Annotated in this window: 18 protein-coding genes; 13 read left to right on the top strand and 5 right to left on the bottom strand. The window is 65.1% G+C overall.

The window, feature by feature from the left end; translation table 11 throughout:
• From AB431_RS05340 to AB431_RS05330, 3 genes are read right to left on the bottom strand one after another with little or no spacing between them, the layout of a single operon-like run.
• Window positions 1–606, bottom strand: coding sequence for a malonyl CoA-ACP transacylase (locus tag AB431_RS05340; protein WP_047329055.1), 606 nt, complete (start codon window positions 604–606; stop codon window positions 1–3).
• Window positions 603–4,754 (bottom strand): NEW3 domain-containing protein, encoded by a 4,152-nt coding sequence (locus tag AB431_RS05335; RefSeq protein ID WP_047333112.1) that lies wholly within the window; start codon window positions 4,752–4,754, stop codon window positions 603–605. Before AB431_RS05335 ends, AB431_RS05340 begins: the two co-directional genes overlap by 4 nt.
• A gap of 28 nt (window positions 4,755–4,782) precedes the next feature.
• Window positions 4,783–5,550, bottom strand: coding sequence for an endonuclease/exonuclease/phosphatase family protein (locus tag AB431_RS05330; protein ID WP_047333111.1), 768 nt, complete (start codon window positions 5,548–5,550; stop codon window positions 4,783–4,785).
• 69 nt (window positions 5,551–5,619) lie between these two features.
• On the opposite strand from AB431_RS05330, the gene AB431_RS05325 reads away from it, so the two are divergent.
• Window positions 5,620–6,117: a hypothetical protein gene (locus AB431_RS05325; protein WP_047333110.1), complete on the top strand. Its 498-nt coding sequence runs from the start codon at window positions 5,620–5,622 to the stop codon at window positions 6,115–6,117.
• Here AB431_RS05325 and AB431_RS05320 read toward each other — a convergent pair.
• Entirely contained in the window at window positions 6,107–7,060 is a 954-nt protein-coding gene (locus AB431_RS05320) for a YafY family protein (protein ID WP_047329054.1), read from the bottom strand. The two genes, AB431_RS05325 and AB431_RS05320, sit on opposite strands and share 11 nt — an antisense overlap.
• A 61-nt stretch (window positions 7,061–7,121) precedes the next feature.
• Between AB431_RS05320 and AB431_RS05315 the strand changes: the two genes are divergently transcribed.
• Together AB431_RS05315 and AB431_RS05310 are read left to right on the top strand one after the other, a co-directional pair.
• On the top strand, window positions 7,122–7,667 hold the full coding sequence (locus AB431_RS05315; RefSeq protein ID WP_047329053.1) for a DinB family protein: 546 nt from the start codon (window positions 7,122–7,124) through the stop codon (window positions 7,665–7,667).
• 24 nt (window positions 7,668–7,691) lie between these two features.
• A complete protein-coding gene (locus AB431_RS05310) occupies window positions 7,692–8,288 on the top strand; it encodes a DinB family protein (RefSeq protein ID WP_047329052.1) in 597 nt (198 codons plus the stop codon).
• Window positions 8,289–8,292: 4 nt separating this feature from the next.
• Here the strand turns inward: AB431_RS05310 and AB431_RS05305 are convergent, their stop codons facing one another.
• Window positions 8,293–8,637, bottom strand: coding sequence for a nuclear transport factor 2 family protein (locus AB431_RS05305; RefSeq protein ID WP_047329051.1), 345 nt, complete (start codon window positions 8,635–8,637; stop codon window positions 8,293–8,295).
• Between the two features lie 98 nt (window positions 8,638–8,735).
• Between AB431_RS05305 and AB431_RS05300 the strand changes: the two genes are divergently transcribed.
• The 10 genes from AB431_RS05300 (at window position 8,736) to AB431_RS05255 (ending at window position 20,707) form a co-directional block, all read left to right on the top strand.
• Entirely contained in the window at window positions 8,736–10,082 is a 1,347-nt protein-coding gene (locus AB431_RS05300) for an AarF/ABC1/UbiB kinase family protein (protein WP_047329050.1), read from the top strand.
• Window positions 10,082–10,990 carry an alpha/beta fold hydrolase gene (locus AB431_RS05295; protein WP_047329049.1) on the top strand — a complete coding sequence of 303 codons (909 nt, stop codon included), beginning with the start codon at window positions 10,082–10,084 and terminating at the stop codon, window positions 10,988–10,990. The genes AB431_RS05300 and AB431_RS05295 overlap by 1 nt, the downstream gene beginning before the upstream one ends.
• Window positions 10,991–11,128: 138 nt before the next feature.
• Window positions 11,129–11,992: a cyclopropane mycolic acid synthase family methyltransferase gene (locus AB431_RS05290; protein ID WP_047329048.1), complete on the top strand. Its 864-nt coding sequence runs from the start codon at window positions 11,129–11,131 to the stop codon at window positions 11,990–11,992.
• Between the two features lie 160 nt (window positions 11,993–12,152).
• The gene (locus AB431_RS05285) at window positions 12,153–13,046 is read left to right on the top strand and encodes a cyclopropane mycolic acid synthase family methyltransferase (protein ID WP_047329047.1); all 894 of its coding nucleotides are present in this window, start codon (window positions 12,153–12,155) and stop codon (window positions 13,044–13,046) included.
• A gap of 64 nt (window positions 13,047–13,110) precedes the next feature.
• Entirely contained in the window at window positions 13,111–14,169 is a 1,059-nt protein-coding gene (locus tag AB431_RS05280) for an alpha/beta hydrolase (protein ID WP_047329046.1), read from the top strand.
• 171 nt (window positions 14,170–14,340) lie between these two features.
• Window positions 14,341–15,141 (top strand): hypothetical protein, encoded by an 801-nt coding sequence (locus AB431_RS30980; protein ID WP_200902699.1) that lies wholly within the window; start codon window positions 14,341–14,343, stop codon window positions 15,139–15,141.
• Between the two features lie 123 nt (window positions 15,142–15,264).
• Window positions 15,265–17,109, top strand: coding sequence for a DUF4012 domain-containing protein (locus tag AB431_RS05270; protein WP_235435834.1), 1,845 nt, complete (start codon window positions 15,265–15,267; stop codon window positions 17,107–17,109).
• A 43-nt stretch (window positions 17,110–17,152) separates the two neighbouring features.
• Window positions 17,153–18,685 carry a polysaccharide biosynthesis tyrosine autokinase gene (locus AB431_RS05265; protein WP_082135558.1) on the top strand — a complete coding sequence of 511 codons (1,533 nt, stop codon included), beginning with the start codon at window positions 17,153–17,155 and terminating at the stop codon, window positions 18,683–18,685.
• Complete coding sequence (gene gmd / locus AB431_RS05260) at window positions 18,682–19,731, top strand: GDP-mannose 4,6-dehydratase (protein WP_047329045.1); 1,050 nt, start codon at window positions 18,682–18,684, stop codon at window positions 19,729–19,731. Before AB431_RS05265 ends, gmd begins: the two co-directional genes overlap by 4 nt.
• 1 nt (window position 19,732) lies before the next feature.
• Window positions 19,733–20,707: a GDP-L-fucose synthase gene (locus AB431_RS05255; RefSeq protein WP_047329044.1), complete on the top strand. Its 975-nt coding sequence runs from the start codon at window positions 19,733–19,735 to the stop codon at window positions 20,705–20,707.
• The last annotated feature ends 54 nt before the right edge of the window (window positions 20,708–20,761 follow it).

Raw genomic sequence — 20,761 nt, 5'->3', positions numbered from 1 at the left:
TCAGTGCTTGTGGGTGTTGTCGGGTTGGCGCGGGTCACCGGGGTGTTCGTAGCCGGGCGCCAACCACACCAGGTCGGCTTGACGCTCGCAGAGCCACATCCGGAACCGTCGACGCCGGGCGGCGCCGAGCAGGTGCGCGGCGATCAGCGGCCGCACTTCGGTCAGGTCGGGCTCGCTGGCCACGCGCCAGCCCGCAGCACCACTGAAGTGAAGGAACCGGCGCGGGTTTCGGGCGTGGAACTCCGCGACGGCGTCGTCGTCAATGCCGACGTCGTCGGTGACGCGGGCGAACACCGCCCGGGCGATCGGATCCGCCAGAACGGCGGCAGCGACACTGCCGATCTCCAGCCGTGCGGTCGAGTCGGGTAGCACGTCATCCTCCTTCGGCGTCGACGCGGTGACGCTGACGCCGAGTGCTTCGGCCTCCCGGGCCACCAGCTTCTCGGCGATCAGCAACTGGGTGAGCCAGCGCCGCAACTGGCGTCCTTCGCTGGTGTGCGGCCGCGGCAGCGCCGCGACTTGAGGTGTGGCCCGCAATGCGGCTTCGCGGGCGTCGACTTCGCCGACGTCGACGCTCATCCCGGCGACGGTTGCAGCCACATTCATCGGACCGTCACCGCCACGGCCGGGGTGTAGAGCAACCGGCCCGCGCAGCCGATCCGGATCAACGCCCACCACTGGCCGGGTTTGGTCCATGGCGGCGGCGCGATCTCGAACGCGACGTCGACCTCCGATCGCGCACCGACGACGGCTCCGCACGCGGCCGGGCCGATCCACTCCCATGTCCCCCACGGGCTGATCAGGTGGGCTTCCAACGACAGGTCGGTGTGGGCGGCGCTGCCGACGGTGACAGCCAGGCGGGCCCGCTCCCCTGCGGCGACGACGATGTCCGACGGCTCGGTGACCAGCCGCACCAACGTGCCCGGTGTTCCGACCGAGATGACGCAGACGTCTTCGACCGGCTGCCTCCACGCCTCGGGCACGTCCCCGGACAGGGTGAGCTGGGCGCGAATCGGATGGTCGCCGGGCTGCGCATCGGGCGGCACCGTGACGACGATCTCGGCGTCCCGATGGTGACCGGCGGTCAGTTCGAACGCCAGCACATCGGGTTCGACGATCCAGCCGTGCGGGCCGCGCAACCGCACCTGCCCGGCCAGCGTCGCGTCACTGCAGTCGCTGGCGGCGGTCAGTCGCAGCCGCACCTGGCTGCCGGCCTCGCCTGCGACGGCGTCGGGATGCAGGTGCGCAACGGCGGGCAATCCGCCCAGCGGGGCCGGGCCGCGGTTGTGCAGCCAGTAGCGGGCATACAGCGGCTGGGCCTTCTCGGCCTCGGGAGCCAGTGCGGCGCCGCCGGCATCGAGCACCGCATGCACCTTCAACCGGGCCCGCAGGGTGGCGATCTGATAGCCGTGCAGCCGCAGCGGTGACTCGTCGTAGTCGCGGGCGGTCTCAAGCAGGTCGGCTGACACCACTGCCGACACCGATCCCACATCGGACGACAGCGCGACTTTGGTTGTGGCGCCTTGGGTTTCGACCAACCGGATGGTGACGTCTTCGGCGTCGACGGTGGCGGAGCTTCCGGTGGCGGTCGGATTGCCACCGGCCTTGAGCGCGGCGAGGTGCAGGCCACGGGACGGCTCGACGCGCAGCAGCGAGCCGTCGGCGGCCAGCACACCTACTCCCTCGTCGGCCACCACGCACACCATCGGATGGCTGAATTCGGCACTGCGCGAGGGCAATTCGCACGACCGCCAGTCGCCCGCACCGGATACCAGCGCGAAGTCGAAGGTGTGAGTCCAGTGCTGCAGCTGGAAGTTGGACTGGTCGGGCGCCTTGCGCTGCGGCGGGTCGATCCACACGCCCGACGGCCAGCCGGTACACGACCGCATCGGCGAACTGTGCAGCGTCTGGTCGGGCTCGACTGCGAAGCCGGGCACGCCGCGGTTGAGCAGGGCGATGGTGCGTGATTCGAATTCGCCCAGGCCCGACGGCGCCTGCTGAACCACCTCGATCTGCGCGTCGTCGAGGTCCTCGGCGACGGCCGCGACCGCCCCCTCGCCGGCGACGATGAGCACCGGCAGGTCGAGCACACCGCGCACGTCGGCGTCGGGCTGCCAGACGTCGGTCAACGACTTGCTCGCCGGAACCCACACCCGCGCCTGCCCGGCGTCCGACAGCTGCCGGCGCAGGTCCGCGGCGTATGCACCGTCGGCAGCGGCGAGAACTGCAGCGGTGAATGCGTTCTCATCGGGGCCGCCCAACGCGATTCGCGCATCGGGCAGGTTGGAGTCGACGTCGAGGTGACCGTACCGGGGGTTCTCCGCACTACTGCAGGTCGCGGTCACCCCGGCCCGCACCAATGCGACCATCACCTCACGCGCCCCGGAGGTGCCCTCGGCGGGCACCACCACTTCGGCCACCGACACAGCCCGCACCTCCGTGCCGACCTGAATGCGGGCCGCCGACGACAGTCCGAACCAGCCCTGCGCCGGATTGTCCAGTGTCCATGGGTGTTTGGCGGCGTCGACGGCGCGATCCTCCCCGGAGGCGTGGTCGTGCAGCAGCCCGAACCCGCGCCCGATCACGGCGTCACCGACCTCGCTGACCGGCAGCGCGCCGGGCACCGGGCAGGGCCACCGCAGCCGGACCAGCCGGTCGGCTCCGGTGAACTCGTCGATGGTGGTGCTGGTGTCCACCCGGTCGATGCCGTCCCACAGGGTCAGCACCTGCGTGTAGTGCAGCAGCTCGCCGATCCGCCCGGTCACCACCAGCCGCTCGCCGACCGGGCTGCGGTAGGCCTGCACCGAATCGGCAACGGCCGCAGACGAACACGTCACCGGTCCGACGGGCAGCAGATGCCACGGCCCCTCCCCTGCCTGCGGGTGCGCCGAGTATTCCTCGTAGACGGCCAGCTCGTTGCCGACCCGTCCCTTCGCGATCAGCTCCCGATCGGCGGCCAGCTCGATCAGCGACACCACGGCTCCGCCGCGGGCCGGGTCCACCCGCAGCCGGTGGTAGGAATTGGCGATCTCGAACCCGTCGACGGCCTGCCACCCGGTGGGCTCGTCGGCAGCCACGACCCGGTAGCTGCGCCAGCCCAGGGAGTCGACACCGTCGGCTCGCCAGCTCACCAGATGACCGTCGCCGGAAACGACGGCAGGACGAGACACCCCAGCCGAGTCGACCACCGCGACGCCCGGACCGACGGGGGTCGCCAACTCGACGGTGACCATGTCGGTTCGCTTGTGCGCCAAGGGGTTCCACACCACCACCGATTCCGCCTCGGGCGCGGTGGCACGGGACAGCAGCTGCAGCGCTCCCGACCGCGCGGCCGACCCGAGCTCCCACGCGTCGCGCCAGCTGGTCAGCAGGTCGAGGTAGACCTGATCGGACTCCGAGCCGGTGATGCCGTCGTGGTGGGCGCCGTACGCCAGTTGCACCCAGGCTTTGGCCAGCGCGGCCTCCGGATAGTGCGCGCCGGCGAGCAGCGCGGCGAACACGGCGAACCGTTCGGCCCCCAACACCGCGTCCTCGGCGGCGCGGTTGGCCTGTTTGGTGTCGATGTAGGAGACGTCTTTGCCGGTGTAGATCGGGTTCATGTCGCGGGTCTGCGGCGAGGGCGCCACCCCACGCTCGGCAGTTTCCGCGCGCACGGCGGCGAAGAACTCCGACGGCAGCGCGCAGACGAACCGCGGCCACGTGTAGCGGGCGTTCCAGTCGCGGTGGATCTCGGTGACCCAGGTGTTGGGCGGGGTGTAGTCGGTGCCGACCGGCAGCAGCACATTGCGGGTCAACGCAACCGATTTCAGTTCGGCGAACAGGTGATAGGTGGCCTGCTCGGCTTCGGCCAGCGACGCCGCGGAATCCATCCACCAGCCGGCCGAGTAGTGCGCTGGCATGTAGTGGGTCAGCAGCCCCAGCCCCGACGGGGCGATCCACTCGAACTCGCTACGGAACTGCATCCGCCGCGGATCGCCGTCACCAGCCATCGGCCCCCACTGGTGGTGCGGGCCGCGGGCCCACGAACTCGACGTCAGGCCGGCGTCGGCCGCCATGCCGGGGAACTGCGGGTCGTGGCCGAATACGTCGAGCTGCCAGGCGGTCGCCGGGTCGGCGCCGAGTACGTCGCGTTGGTAGCCGACGCCGTGCACGAAGTTGCGGATCGCGGTCTCAGCGCCGACGAGGTTCGTGTTGGGCTCGTTGTAGGTCCCGCCCATGACCTCGACGCGTCCGTCGGCGATGAAGCGGCGCAAGTCGGCGCGGTCCTCCGGGTGGGTGTCGAAATAGGGCTTTAGATAGTCGACTTCGGCGAGGACGAACTTGTAATCCGGGTCGCGGCGGGCCATTTCGAGGTGGGCGGCCACCAACGCGAACCCGTTGGTCTGCCGGGCGCGCCCGGGCGGGTCCTCGGTCCACACGCTGGTGTAGGCGCCCTGGGTGTTCCACCAGACCGGGTCGTAGTGGAAGTGGCTGATCATGTACATGGTCCAGCCGGGTTCGGCGACCGTGAGCTCGAAGGAGAACTCCGAACCTTCCACACCCGCTGGCCGAACCTGACCGGGTACCGCCCGTTCGATGCGAACCGGTACCTCGGCCACCCCGTCGCCGGGCGCGACCGCGACCCCCTCGGACTGCAGCCCGTCACCGACGATCCGCACGATGCCGGCACCGCTGTAGCCGACGCGGACGACCTGAAGCGGCGCATCGGGCGGCCCGACGAAGAGTTCCGTCGACTCCGCGGAGGTTATCCGCACGCCCAGCAATGTACGGCCCCAACACCCCTCAGCGGAGCGAGACGTCGATCACGAGCGGGCGATGATCGGAGATGGGCAGCACCGGGGTCCAGACCTGGGTGGCCATCAGATCGTCGTGGTCGGTGAGGATGTGGTCGAGCTGGCGGTCCGGGCGTTGCAGCGGAAACGTCGGCGCGGTGGCCAGTGAGCGCAGCCCGGTCCGGCGGCTCGGCGCGGGTGCCGACATGTTGAGGTCTCCCATCAACACCCGCGGACCGGGCAGACCACGTAAGTCCCGGTTCAACCGGTGGAGCTGGACGCGGTTCCAGCCCGGCACGAAGGACAGATGGGTGTTGGCCACGGTCATCACCCCGAGCGGGGTGTCGAGCTGGGCGAGCATCGCCGCGCGCGGTTCCTCGTGGACGATCTGCACACGGTTGGGGCCGGGCAGGTACATCGGGAAGCGCATGGGGATGCGGGGCAGTCGCAGCATCTGCCACGAGATCGCCGGATACCGCGACAGCAGGGCGATGCCGTAGGCGGCGGTGCCCGGTTGCTCGCTGCCGGTGGCCGCCATCCACGTCGCCCCCGGCGTGCCGGAGATGGCGGCGACGAACCGGTGCGACACAGCGCCCATCGCGGCGGCCGCAATCGCGGTGAGGTCGGCCAGCGACGAGCGCGGCTGGTCGCAGTCCACCTCCTGCAGAGCCAGCACGTCGGGATCCAACCGTCGGATGCACTCCGATAACCGCTCCAGGTTGACCTGCCCGTCGTCCAGGCTGCGGCCGTGCAAGATGTTGAAGGTGGCCATCCGCATGGGTACCTGGTACCCGTGCACGAGCGGAATGAAGACCTTCGATCGGCATTGCGTCAAGCCGCGGCGGCGATGAAGGCCGACGGGCCGGACTTCGCCCTGGCTGGCAGCTACGCGCTGTGGGTATTCGGGGCGCCCGAGCCGGTGCACGATGTGGATTTCGTGGTCGCCGAGTCCGAGGTGGAGGTGGCGGCCAAGAGCCTCGCCGACGCCGGCTTCGCGATCGAGCGGCCGCCGGAGGATTGGTTGTTCAAGGCTTGTGTCGGCGACGATTTCGTCATCGACATCCTGCATCGCCTCAATGGGGTGCCGGTCGATGCGACCACGCTCGAGTGCGCTGTGCCCCGCGAGGTGCTGGCGGTCTCCATGCAGGTGCTGCCACCCACCCATGTCGTGATCGAAAAACTCTGCTCCCTCAATGAGCACCACTGCGATTTCGCCTCGCTGCTGCCCTCGGTGCGGGCCGTGCGCGAGCAGGTTGACTGGGACGGTGTCCGGGCCGGCACCGCGCACAACGATTTCGCCGTCGCGTTCCTGGTCCTCACCGATCGGCTCGGCATCACCGCCTGACGGCGTCGGCGAGGAGCTCGGACATCACCCGCGCGCCCTCGGCGACCTCCTCGGGTTCGAGCACCTCGAACGCGATACCGGGCATTGCCAGATACAACACCAAGGCCTTCGGGTCATCGGCACCCGTGACGACGATGCAGGTGCCCGGCCCGTCGTCCTCGATTGTCACCGTCGTCGGCGAGAAGTGCTGAGCGACAACTTCTTTGGCGGATTGGTAGCGGACCCTGGCGACGTAGCGGTAGGGCGAGGTCGTAATGGCGCGACGGACGTAGGCGGCCGCGTCGGGCGCCTCCCGCGCGGTGAAGGTGCTCCCTTTCGCCTGAACCTGGGTCATCCGGTCCAGCCGGAGGCTGCGCCAGTCGTCGCGGTCCCGGTCGAAGGCCAGCAGATACCACCGCCGTCCGGTGGTCACCAGCTGATAGGGCTCCAGGCGCCGACTGGTCGGGGCACCTGCCCGGTCGACGTAGTCGACACCGACGTGTTCGGAGTCGCGACAGGCACGCGCCAGCGTCATCAGGATCTCCGGGTGGACGGGTGACTCGGCGTCGCGGGTCAGCGTGACGGTCGAGTCGTGAACGGCGGCGACCTGCGAGCGCAGCCGTCCCGGCATCACCTGGTCGAGTTTGGTCAGCGCGCGCAGCGCTGCCTCGCCGACGCCGGCGACACTGCCGCCGGCCGCGAGTCGCAGGCACACCGCCATCGCGACGGCCTCGTCGGAGTCGAGCAGCAGCGGCGGCAGCGCGGCGCCCGCGCCGAGTTGGTAGCCGCCACCGTGGCCGGTGCTGGCATGCACGGGATAGCCAAGATCGCGCAGCCGCTCCACGTCGCGGCGCACGCTGCGGGCGGTCACCCCGAGCCGTTCGGCCAGCTCCGCGCCGGACCACACCCGTCTGGACTGCAACAGGCCAAGAAGCTGCAGTACGCGGCTTGTCGTTTGAGACATGCCACCAGTCTGGCCCACTCTGCGGACAGAACCTGTCCGCAAGTCATGAAAGTCTGCAAATATGACATGGACAGACCAACTCGCCGACCAGCTCGACTGGCACTTCCGCAATGCGCTGCGGCCGCGCCTGGACGGGCTCACCGACGACGAGTACTTCTGGGAGCCGGTCGCGGGCTGCTGGACCGTGCATCGGGACGATGCGGCGGGCGGGAGCGAAGCGACCCGGGGAAGACTTCGGATCGATTTCGCGTATCCGCCGCCACAGCCGGAGCCCGTCACCACGATCGCCTGGCGGCTGGCCCACGTCATCGTCGGGGTCCTCGCGATGCGGAATCACTCCCACTTCGGTGGGCCGGCGGCCGACTATGAAAGCTGGCCCTATGCCACCGACGCGAACACCGCACTGGCTCAGCTCGACGACGCCTACGCGCGGTGGATCACCGGAGTGCGGGGGCTCTCCGATGACGACCTCGCCCGCCCGTGCGGTCCGGCCGAAGGGCCGTACGCCGAGTACGCGCTATCCGAACTGATCCTGCACATCAACCGTGAAGTCATCCATCACGGTGCTGAAATCGCTTGCCTGCGTGACCTTTACGCTCACCAGTAACGACCTGAAACCGAAAGGACCGAGATGCCCACCCTCGCCCCACCCGTCCACGACGAACGCCACGCCCTGCGGGAATTCCTCGCCTATCACCAGAGCGCCTTCGTCGCCGTCGCCTATGGCCTCACCGACGAGCAGGCCCGATCCACCCCGACGGTCAGCTCGCTGTCGATCGGTGGGCTGATCAAACACATCATCGGGGTTCAGCAGTCCTGGATGCAGCGGGTGGCCGCGGCGCCGCACGAACCGCCGGCCGACGACCGCCCCTTCGAGGAACGTGCTCAGGAATACCAGGAGCAGTACCTGATGCGGCCGGACGAGACACTGGCCGAGCTCCTCGACGCCCTGGCCGCCCAGAACGCCGCATCGCTGCGGCTCGTCGAGACCGCCGATCTGGACACCGCGGTGCCGGTGCCGCGTGATGCGCCGTGGTTCCCCCGCGATGTCGAAGCCTGGTCGGTGCGCTGGGTGTTCGAGCACCTGATCACCGAACTGGCCCGGCACGCCGGCCACGCCGACATCATCCGCGAATCCATCGACGGGGCAACGATGTACGAGCTCGTCGCGGCTGCCGAACGCATGCAGCCGCAGCCCTGGCTGACCCCGTGGCGCCCGAAGGAGTGACGAGTCACTCTTTGTAGTCGAAGTCGACGTTGGCCAGCAGCCAGAATTCGGCGATCTTGCCGCCGCGCAGATGGTAGAAGTACGCGGCCTCTGATCCATATCGATCGCCGGTACTGATCAACGTGGCGCTGTAGTAGAAGCGGATTGCGAACCGGTCGTCGCCGGAAATCAGATCGGCGATCTCATAAACCGGGTCGGTAAACGTTTGCCGGTCGAAATCCAGCCGATGGACGATGTCGTCGTACCCCAATTGATCCGATCCCCGCGGGCTGTCGTGGTGTCCCACCACGTCGCGGTGATAAAAGTCGGCGACATCGGTCGAGTCCAGCCGGCGCCAGATTTGGTCCATGAGACGACACGCGAATTCCTGGGTTTGCGCACTATCCACAACCCCAATGTGCCAGCAGAAATTGGGGTACCACGTGCATTTTTGGCACACTGGCAAGAATGAGTTCGACCAAACACCGCGAAGTAGCCAAGCTCGATCGCGTCCCGTTGCCGGTCGAGGCCGTCCGCGTCGGCACCACCGGGTGGCAACTCACCCGCACCGGCGCCCGCGTGATCACCAAGTTGCCCGGCCGTGGCCGCTGGCAGGACAAGGTCATCAAGCAGATTCCCCAGACCTTCTCCGACCTCGGACCCACGTACGTCAAGTTCGGCCAGATCATCGCCTCCAGCCCGGGTGCGTTCGGCGAAAACCTGAGCCGGGAGTTCCGCGGCCTGCTGGACGCGGTCCCGCCCGCCGACACCACCGAGGTGCACAACCTGCTCCGTCAGGAGCTCGGCGGCGACCCGGCGGATCTGTTCGCCCACTTCGAGGAGGAGCCGTTCGCGTCGGCCTCGATCGCCCAGGTGCACTTCGCCACCCTGCACAGCGGCGAGGACGTGGTCGTGAAGATCCAGCGCCCCGGCATTCGCCGCCGGGTGGCCGCTGACCTGCAAATCCTCAAGCGCTTCGCACAGCTCGTCGAGCTGGCCAAGCTGGGCCGGCGGCTCTCGGCCCAGGACGTGGTCGCCGACTTCGCCGACAACCTCGCCGAAGAGCTCGACTTCCGCATCGAGGCGCAGTCCATGGAGGCCTGGGTCTCGGGCCTGCACGGCTCTCCACTCGGCCGCAACATCCGGGTGCCGCAGGTCCACTGGGAGTTCACCAGTGAGCGGGTGCTGACCATGGAACGCGTGCAGGGCGTGCGCATCGACGACGTCAAGGCGATCCGCACGAAGGGTTTCGACGGCACCGATCTGGTCAAGGCGCTGTTGTTCGCCACCTTCGAGGGCGGCCTGCGCCACGGCCTGTTCCACGGCGACCTGCACGCCGGCAACCTGCTGGTCGACGACGAGGGCCGGATCGTCTTCCTGGATTTCGGGATCATGGGTCGCATCGACCCGCGGACCCGCTGGCTGCTGCGTGAGCTGGTCTACGCGTTGCTGGTCAAGAAGGATCACGCCGCGGCGGGCAAGATCGTCGTGCTGCTGGGCGCGGTGGGCACCACCAAACCCGAGAAGGAAGCCGCCAAAGACCTCGAAGCCTTCGCCGCCCCGCTGACGCTGAAGACGCTCGGCGACATGTCGTACGCCGACATCGGCAAGCAGCTCTCCACGCTGGCCGACGCTTATGACGTCAAGCTGCCGCGTGAGCTGGTGCTGATCGGTAAGCAGTTCCTCTATGTCGAGCGCTACATGAAACTGCTGGCACCCAAGTGGCAGATGATGAATGACCCGCAGTTCAGTGGCTACTTCGCCAACTTCATGGTCGAGGTCAGCCGCGAGCACCAGAGCGATGTCGAGGTGTGATGGAAATCCGAACCGGCACCGCGAAAATCACCGACGACATCGAGCTGTACTACGAGGACCTGGGCAACCCCGGTGACCCGGCGGTCTTGCTGATCATGGGCCTGGGCGCACAACTTCTGTTGTGGCGCAACGGCTTCTGCGAGAAGTTGGTCAACCAGGGCTATCGGGTGATCCGCTACGACAACCGCGATGTCGGGCTGTCCAGCAAGCTGCACGGCCAGCGGGCCAGCGGCGGTTTGGTGCCCAAGTTGGCGCGTTCCTACATTGGGCGTCCCAGCCCGTCGGTGTACACGCTCGAGGACATGGCCGACGATGCGGCGACCCTGCTCGATCATCTCGGGGTTGAGCAGGCACACATCGTCGGAGCATCGATGGGCGGGATGATCGCGCAGATCTTCGCGGCCCGTTACAGCGCCAGAACACGAGCATTGGGAATCATCTTCTCCTCCAACAACTCTGCGTTATTGCCGCCCCCCGCGCCGCGGTCACTGCTATCCCTGATCACCGGGCCGCCGCCGAATGCACCACGCGACGTGATCGTCGAAAACGTCGTCCGGGTCGGCAAGATCCTCGGCAGCCCCGGCTACCCGGTTCCCGACGATGTCGCGCGCGCGAGGGCCATCGAGGCCTACGAGCGGTCGCACTACCCGCAGGGCATCGCACGGCATTTCGCAGCCATCCTCGGCAGCGGCAGCCTCAAGCGCTACAACCGCCAGACCAGCGCACCAACCGTCGTCATCCATGGCCGCGCCGACAAGCTGATGCGGCCCTCGGGTGGCCGCTCGATCGCGTCAACGATCCCGAATGCCCGCCTGGTCCTGTTCGACGGCATGGCACATGACCTGCCCGAAGCCCTCTGGGACGACATCGCCGGCGAGCTGAAGAGAACCTTTGCCGAGGTCAGCTAGGTAATTGCGCTGATCTCCCAGAATCGTCGACTGGGCAGCCGACCGGCTAACATCAGGTCTGCAAACAGCGGTAATCGCCATCCCATCGGGGGGGATTAGTGGTTGCTGCCTGCAGCATCATGCGAAAGGCGCACCGACATGGCCAAACGGCTTCAACCTCACTTCGAAGATGTCCAGGCTCACTACGACCTGTCCGATGACTTCTTCCGGCTCTTCCTCGATCCCAGCCAGACCTACAGCTGCGCATACTTCGAGCGCGATGACATGACGCTGGAGCAGGCCCAGCTGGCCAAGATCGACCTGGCCTTGGGCAAGTTGGGGTTGCAGCCCGGCATGACCTTGCTCGACATCGGCTGCGGCTGGGGCGCCACGATGCTGCGCGCCCTGGAGAAGTACGACGTCAACGTCATCGGCCTGACCCTGTCGAAGAACCAACGCGATCACGTCGAGCAGTTGTTCGCGGAAAGTGACAGTCCTCGGGACAAGCGCATCGAGCTCATGGGCTGGGAGGAATTCCACGAGCCCGTCGACCGGATCGTGTCGATCGGCGCCTTCGAGCACTTCGGTTTCGACCGCTACGACGACTTCTTCTCGATGGCCTACAACGTCTTGCCCGACAACGGCGTGATGCTGTTGCACACCATCACGTCGTTCACGCTTCCGCAGATGACCGAGAAGGGTCTGCCGTTGACCTTCGAGATCGCGCGGTTCGTGAAGTTCATGCTGACCGAGATCTTCCCGGGCGGCCGGCTGCCGACCGTCGAGAAGGTCGAGGAACACGCCACCAAGGCCGGCTTCAACCTCACCCGGGTCCAGTCGCTGCAGCCGCACTACGCGCGCACGCTCGATTGCTGGTCGGCCGCACTGGAGGCCAACCGGGACAAGGCCATTGAGGTGCAGTCCGAGGAGGTCTACGAGCGGTACATGAAGTACCTCACCGGCTGCGCGCACGGATTCCGGGTAGGGTACATCGACGTTGACCAGTTCACGCTTGAGAAGTAGGCGAAGGAAACGCCCGGTTAAGGCATTGTTTGGACACCGTTCCGAATGCCCGAGAGGGTATGGTCCAGATCACATAGTGCATACTGGCGCGCGCGCAAATCGTCACCTGCGGGGGCCGTGGTGCAGATAGACAAGCAAAAGCAGGAAGGCTCTAACACTCATGCCCGAGGCAACTGAAACCAAGGACATGCGGCCCCATTTCGAAGACATCCAGGCCCACTACGACCTCTCGGATGACTTCTTCGGGTTGTTCCAGGATCCGACCCGAAAGTACAGCTGTGCGTACTTCACCGGGCCGAACGTAACCCTTTCCGAGGCGCAGATTGCCAACGTCGATCAGCACCTCGACCGGTTGGACCTCAAGCCGGGCATGACGCTGCTCGAGGTGGGCTGCGGCTGGGGTCTGACGTTGCAACGCGCGATGGAGAAGTACGACGTCAACGTCATCGGGCTGACGCTGTCGAAGAACCAGAAGGCCTACTGCGATCAGCTGCTGGCAAAGGTTGACAGTGAGCGGACGTTCGACGTTCGCCTGGAGGGCTGGGAGCAGTTCCACAGCCCCGTCGACCGGATCGTGTCGATCGAGGCGTTCGAGCACTTCGGCTTCGAGCGCTACGACGACTTCTTCAAGAACTCGTTCGACATCCTGCCCGAGGACGGCCGGATGACGGTCCAGAGCAGCTGCGGGTACCACCCCTACGATCTGCAGGCGCGCGGCAAGAAGCTGACCTTCGAGCTGGCCCGCTTCGCGAAGTTCATCGGCGAGGTGATCTTCCCCGGCGGCCGCATCCCGAGCACCCAGATGATGGTCGACCACGGCGAGAAGGCCGGATTCACCGTGCTGGAGCCGCTGTCGCTGCGCAATCACTACATCAAGACCCTGGGCATCTGGGCGGCTCGCCTGGAACAGCACAAGGACGAGGCCATCGCTGCGGCCGGCGAAGAGAGCTACAACAACTACATGCGGTACCTGACCGGGTGCCAGTACTACTTCGTCGACGAGCAGCTCGACGTCAGCCTGGTCACCTACCTGAAGCCGGGTGCGGCCGCCTAACCGACATTTCCACCCTCGGCGAATAACCGAATACAGCCCATGAGCCCGAGTTAGTCTCGGGCTCATGGCTGTTGGGCGACTCGCCGATCCAAATTGCACACTTGGCACCGATCCCAGATCGGACCCGCGGATGGTCGCGGCTCTGACCCCGCTCGGGCTGGCCGACGTGTTCCCCGACGCACCTTTGACGGTCGACTCGCCGATCGCGGACCTACTGGCGTACGCCGCGTTCGCCGAGGATGCCGTCGGCGGGACACTCGAGATGCTCGCCAAAGCCGCCCCGGCCCCCGATGGCGTGACGACGACGACCGTGACGATCCCCGGCGCAGACGGTAACGAGATCACGCTGTACATCAGCCGCCCCGATCAGTCCGACGGACCGCTGCCGGCGGTGGTGCATTTCCATGGCGGCGCGATGGCGATCGCGAGTGCCGCCGACGCCTCATACCGGCATCTGCGGGAGAGCCTGGCGGCCACGGGCCTGGTCGCAGTTGGCGTGGAGTTCCGCAACTCCGGCGGCCGGCTCGGCGCGCACCCCTATCCCGCCGGATTGAACGACTGCGCGGCCGCCACCCGCTGGGTGCACGCCAATGCCGCGGATCTCGGTGTCAGCCACCTGATCGTCTCCGGCGAGTCCGGCGGCGGAAATCTGACGCTGACCGTCGTCCATAAGGCCAAACGCGAAGGCTGGCTCGGCGAGATCGCCGGCGCGTACGCCCAGTGCCCGTACGTCTCCAACCGCTGGCTCGACTACCCCGACGACCTGCCGTCGCTTCGGGAGAACGACGGTTACTTCATCAGTTGTCAGCAGGCCGCGCTGTTGGGCTCGATCTACGACCCGGGCAGGGCCCACGCCGGCGATCCGACCTGCTGGGCCGGTGCGGCGAGCGACGACGACCTTGCCGGCCTACCGCCACATGTGATCTCGGTGAATGAACTGGATCCCCTGCGCGACGAAGGCCTGCTGTACTACCGACGGTTGCTGGCCGCGGGTGTTCCGACCGTGGGTCGCGTCGTTGCAGGCACCTGTCACGGCGGAGATCTGCTGTTCCCGGCGACAATGCCGGACGTCTTCGCGGCGACGGTGCGTGATGTCAGCGGGTTTGCACGCTCGCTCACCTAAATGACGGATGCGTAAGCAAGCATGTTAGCCCTGCTAGACGTAACTTTTTTCGACGATGAATCGGCCGTTTTCGATTGACAGTAACGAAGAAATGTAGGTACTATCACAGCACTCGCGCGTCTAGTTGACCGGAGTATCAGGCTTTAAGTCGGGTCATAGGGGGATCGGATAATGTCGTCTTCGCTTTCCAAGAAAGTTCAGGTCGGCTTGGCGACCATCACGCTCGGTGCCGCAGCGACAATCTCGCCGGCAGTCGTGCACGCGGCCCCCTGGCACGCCCCGTTCTCTCAGGATGAGACTGGCGGGCACAGCCCGAAGGCCGGCGACAACAACAAGCCCGGCAGTGACAACACCTCGGGTGGGACGACCGGCGGCACCACAGGTGGGACGACCGGCGGCACCACAGGTGGGACGACCGGCGGCACCACAGGTGGGACGACCGGCGGCACCACCGGCGGCACCACCGGCGGCACCACAGGTGGGACGACCGGCGGCACCACAGGTGGGACGACCGGCGGCACCACAGGTGGGACGACCGGCGGTACGACCGGCGGCACGACCGGCGGTACGACCGGAGGCACCACCGGCGGCACGACCTCGGGCGGCAGTGGCCACTCCGGCCGCGCGGGCAGCTCAGACACACCGCCGGCATCCGACCCCGGCACCGCGCCCACTGCTGAAGCTCCGGCCGTCGCGCCAAAGGCAGCGGCGACTCCGAATGCGAACGCCAATCCGGTTATTGACGGTCTCGCCACTCTCGCCAGGGTGACCGTCCAGATCGGTGCACAGATAGTTTGGGGCTTCCTTGACACCACAGCTGGAGTCATAAAGCTCCTCGGCGAGGCGATTACCGTCATCCCGATCATCGGCCCGCCAATCGGAAATGCATTCATAGCGGTTGCTGACGCCACTCACAATGTCGCCTACGCCGTCGCCCAGAACTTCAAGGTCGGCCCGTACCTCAACCCGTAACGGTTCACACCAAAGCGACTCGTCGACTGGACACAGCGTCCACCGGCGAGTCGTTTTTTGGAGCTAACGGTGAATCTGCGCGCACAGCGCACAGACCACGTCCGAGTAGGGGAAGCTGACTGAGTGGGACTTGATTGGCGGCGTTTGACTGGCGGTGACGAAGCGGCGCTGACGGAGCGGAGCGATGACGGCCAGCCGTGGTTCAAGCGCCGCGCTGTCGTTTGGCCGTCCCTCGGTGTATTGGTCCTACTCCTCGCGTTCGGCTGTTGGCTCGGCTTCCAGGCAAACGCCGCGAAGTCGAACCTCGAGGCCGCGCGAAATAGCGCGCAGCAGGCGAAAAGCGCAGTGCTGCAGGGCAACACCGGGGATGCGTCTCGGTTTGCCCTGGATGCAGGGGCCCACGCGCAGGCGGCCCGCGATGCAGCGCACTCATTACCGTGGGACATCGCCGCTGCCGTGCCGTGGCTGGGCAGCCCATTCGAGACCGGTCAACAGATCGCGGACGTGGTGTTCAACTTGGCCACCGACGTGCTGAAGCCCATCGCCGAGGCCGGCACAACTGTTTCGCCGAATCATTTACTCGCCGATGGCCGGCTCGATGTGGTCGCGCTCCGCAATGAAGAACCCACGCTGCGGAAGTTCGCGACGGATGCCGCACGTATCGATGCCGAAGCACAAGCGATTTCAGAGCCCGGCTACCTCGAAGCCATCGTTAATGCCCGGTCTCAGCTACAGGCGCAGACGCAAGACCTGTCAAAACTGCTAACCAACACCGCACTCGCCGCGCGCCTGGCTCCGTCGATGATGGGCGCCGATGGCCCCCGCAGCTACTTCATGGCTTTCCTGACAAATGCCGAGGCTCGAGGCACCGGTGGCCTCCTCGGGGGGTTCGGAGTTGTCCGCTTCGACGACGGCAAACCCAGCATTGACACCTTGGCTCCCAATACCGATTTCAATAACAGGCAATTCACGCCGCTCAGCCTCGGCCCCGAATTCGACAACCAATACGGATTCACCAATCCGTCTACCGATTACCGAAACACCAACCAAACTTCACACTTTCCCTACGCTGCGCAGATCTGGAGATCTATGGCACAGCAAGCGGGGCTCGACGTTGACGGGGTAATGTCGATCGACCCCGTCGCGCTGAGCTACATTCTCGGCGCTACCGGTCCCGTGGTGTTGCCGGACGGGGAGACGGTGACGAAGGACAATGCAGTCGAGCTGACGGAGTCAACCGTCTATATCCGTTATCCCGGAGAAAAGGATCAGCCGGCGCGCAAGAAATACCTCCAGGGAATTGCCGCTGAAGTCGTCAAACAGGTTTTGGGCAATGTGAAGTCACCCCGGGCGTTGCTTGAAGCTCTAGGCCGGGCGGTCAGCGAACGCCGAATCGCCGTGTGGAGCTCATTCCCTGAGGAACAGGCCCTGCTGGAACAAACGCCTCTGGCGCACACGATTCCCGACGATGCCGCACCGTATGCCGGAATCGTTATCAATAACCTTGGTGGTAACAAACTGGACTATTACTTGGATCGGCGAATTGAATATGTCGCCGATGGTTGCAGTGGCGCTACCCGCAGGTCAACGGTGACGGTTCGCTTGAAAAACAATGTCACCAGCCCTGAATCGCTACCGGACAACGTTGCGGGACGGCTGGGCTTCTCCCCTAAACACGGAGCAGACCTTATCCCCAAAGGAACTATGTTCACGTCTGTTCGCCTGCTCGCCACCACGGGGGCTAAGCTAATTGATGTAATGTCCAACGGTAGTCAAATAGATGCTCGCGCAGACAGCGAACGCGGTCACCCGAGCTTCGAAGCCCTGCTGGTGATACCGGCCGGACAGACAGATGAGCTGACCTTCCACCTTTCCGAGCCCACGTCGCCGGGCGCCGCACGGGTTCCAATTCAACCGCTAGTGGGTCCCGTCACCACGAAGGTCTCGGTGCCACAATGTGCAGGATGAGCTACGGCGCCGATGCCAATCCTCTAGAGAGCGGCACGCTGCATTGAATCTTCAGGACTACATAAAAGTACTGCGCACACGTTGGATCACGATCTGCGTCACGACACTCGTGGCAGTCCTGGCCGCGCTGACATACACGCTGTCTGCCACTCCGCAGTACCAAGCGTCGACACAGCTCTACGTATCGGCATCTTCCGGATCGTCAATGACCGATCTGTATCAGGGCAACCGCTTATCTCAGGAACGCGTGTTGTCCTACACGCAGCTGATCATGGGCGAGACACTAGCGCAGCGCACCATTGATCGTCTTCATCTCGATATGTCTGCCGCCTCATTGAGAGCCAGGGTCAGTGCGGCCGCAAAGCAAAACACTGTGCTCATCGACGTGTCGGTGCTGGACCCATCGCCTACACGGGCGTTCGATATCGCGAACGCCTTATCCGACGAATTCGTGCAGTTGGTACGCGAACTCGAGACCCCACCGACAGGCGATGCCACCCCGAATGCGCGCGTCATCGTCGAACAGCGGGCCTCTGTTCCTACCAAACCGGTCACCCCGAAAAAGCTTCGTAATCTGGTGCTCGGGCTTGCGGCGGGAGTCATGCTCGGGGTGGGTCTCGCCCTCGTTCGAGATCGGCTGGACAACACCGTCAAGGACCGCGACACCCTCGAAGCGATCACCGGTGTTGGACTAGTCGGCGCCATTCCGATGGATAAGGAAATCCACAAAAGGCCTGCAATATCGTTCGAGGGCGACAACTCGTCCGCCGCGGAATCATTTCGTAAGCTGCGAACCAACCTGCAGTTCCTGGCAGTCGACAATCCGCCGCGGGTAATTATGGTCACTAGTGCGTCTCCTGGCGAAGGCAAGTCCACCACAGCGATCAACATTGCGTTGGCACTCGCAGAGGCCGAACACAATGTGGTTCTGGTTGACGGTGACATGCGACGGCCGTCCATCGACAAATATCTCGACCTAGTTGGGGCGGCGGGGTTCAGCACTGTACTGAGCGGCGCAGCTAGTCTGTCGGATGTATTACAGAAGACAGCGTTTCCCAACCTGACGGCCCTGACCTCAGGCGCCACTCCCCCGAATCCCAGCGAGCTCCTCGGATCGCAGGCAGCCGAGAGTGTCCTCAAAGAACTGCGCGAGCAATTCGACTACGTGATCATCGACTCTTCACCGCTTCTCGCAGTTACCGACGGCGCGATACTTGCGGCCAATTCCGATGGCACGCTCATCATGGCCAAGTATGGGCAGACTAAACGCGAGCATTTGGCGCAGGCCATCGGAAACCTCAGGGATGTTGGGGCTACGGTGCTCGGCTCGGTGTTCACGATGACATCCACCCGCGGGGGCAACGCTTACAGCTATAGCTATGGCTATTACGGCAATGACCGTCGCAAGCCGGCCACGGAATCGGCGGCGACCTCGCATACGGACGTCTCGGTGGTGGAAGACGACACCGCGGTTTCAGACCGCGCGCCGGTGCACGGCAGCGAAATAGCTGAAGTCGCTCGGGGGCACCATTCTGGACCTTCCGGCGCCAGGACACGGGATCCGCGGAGCAAATGAGCAAGCGTGCTCTGATCACGGGGATCACGGGCCAAGACGGTTCTTATCTTGCAGAACTGTTGCTCAGCAAGGGTTACGAAGTTCACGGCCTGATTCGCCGTGCGTCGACGTTCAACACCTCCCGCATCGATCATCTGTATGTCGACCCACACGCCTCTTCGGCCCGCATGTTCTTGCACTATGGCGATCTCGGAGACGGCGCCCGCCTGGTCACGCTGCTAGCCGGCATCGATCCCGATGAGGTCTACAACCTCGCCGCGCAGTCTCATGTCCGGGTGTCGTTCGACGAGCCCGAGCACACCGCCGACACCACCGGCACCGGAACCATTCGGATGCTCGAGGCCGTGCGTTTGTCTGGCATCAAGACGCGCTTCTATCAAGCGTCGTCTTCCGAGTTATACGGCGCCACCCCACCGCCGCAGAACGAGGACACGCCGTTCTACCCGCGCTCGCCGTACGCGGCGGCGAAGCTCTATAGCTTCTGGATCACCAAGAACTATCGCGAGGCCTACGGCATGTTCGCGGTGAACGGGATCCTGTTCAACCACGAATCACCGCGTCGGGGCGAGACTTTCGTGACCCGGAAGGTCACGCGAGCTGTTGCTGCCATCAAGGCCGGCCTGCAGGAACACGTCTATATGGGCAACCTCGACTCTGTCCGCGACTGGGGGTACGCCCCCGAATATGTCGAAGGCATGTGGCGGATGCTGCAAGCCGACCAACCCGACGACTTTGTGTTGGCTACCGGCACCGGCATCACGGTGCGGGAGTTTATCGAGATCGCCTTCGAGCATGCGGGCCTCGATTGGAAAGATCATGTCCGCTTCGATGAGCGGTATCTTCGTCCTACCGAAGTGGATGCCTTGATCGGCGATCCCAGCCGTGCGCGTGATCGACTCGGCTGGATCCCCACAGTGCACGGCCAGACGCTCGCCCGCCTAATGGTCGACGCCGATATCGAAGCGCTCAAACACGCGGGGCAGCCATGGGTGGATAAGGTCCAACTGGCGTCCTGGAACACGCCGATGGCCACAGGCACCATCTGATATGGCCGATGACGTTCAGTTTTCCCCCGCTGAACTCGACCGTGGCGCAACGTTTTATGTCGCCGGCCACCGCGGCTTGGTCGGCTCTGCGATAAAGAGACGACTTGAGCTAGCCGGGTTCGAAGCCATCGTCGGGCGAACGTCAGAGGAACTTGACCTGAAACACCGAGACGCGGTTTTTGGTTTATTCGCCGACGTCAAGCCGCGATACGTGGTGCTGGCGGCGGCTAAGGTCGGCGGCATCCTGGCCAACAGCACCTATCCCGTCGATTTCCTGAGCGACAACCTGCGCATTCAGCTCAACGTGCTCGACGCCGCCCGCGAGAACGACGTTGAACGTCTGCTATTCCTCGGGTCGTCGTGCATCTACCCGAAGTTCGCGCCGCAGCCCATTGTCGAGGACGCACTGCTCACCGGGCACCTCGAACCGACCAACGACGCCTATGCCATTGCCAAGATCGCCGGGATCCTGCACGTTCAAGCCGTACGCCGGCAGTACGGGCTGCCGTGGATCTCAGCGATGCCGACCAATCTCTACGGGCCGGAGGACAATTTCTCACCGAAGGGGTCACACGTGCTGCCGGCACTGATCCGCCGCTACGACCAGGCAGCTGCCACCGGGGCGGAGTCGGTCACCAACTGGGGAACCGGCACACCGCGCCGGGAATTCCTGCACGTCGATGACCTCGCCGACGCATGCCTACACCTGCTCGAGCACTACGACGGATCTCAGCAAGTGAACGTCGGCACCGGCACGGATGTCACGATCCGCGAGATAGCCGACATGATCGCCGGAATTGTCGGCTATAGCGGTGAAACCCATTGGGACACAACAAAACCGGACGGAACGCCACAGAAACTCCTCGATGTCTCCAAATTGGCCGGAACTGGTTGGACATCTCATATCACTTTGCAAGAGGGCCTGGACCGGACGGTTGCCTGGTATCGAGAGCATGTACACGCGCTTCGGGAGTGACTAATCAGCAACACTTTTTGATGGCGGGAGGAGCGGCAAATAGCTCTGGTTTGC

The sequence above is a fragment of the Mycobacterium sp. EPa45 genome (assembly GCF_001021385.1).
In the GTDB taxonomy this organism is placed as follows: Bacteria; Actinomycetota; Actinomycetes; order Mycobacteriales; family Mycobacteriaceae; genus Mycobacterium.
Note: the sequence above shows the minus strand (reverse complement) of the source record. Positions and strands in the feature narration are given on the sequence as shown.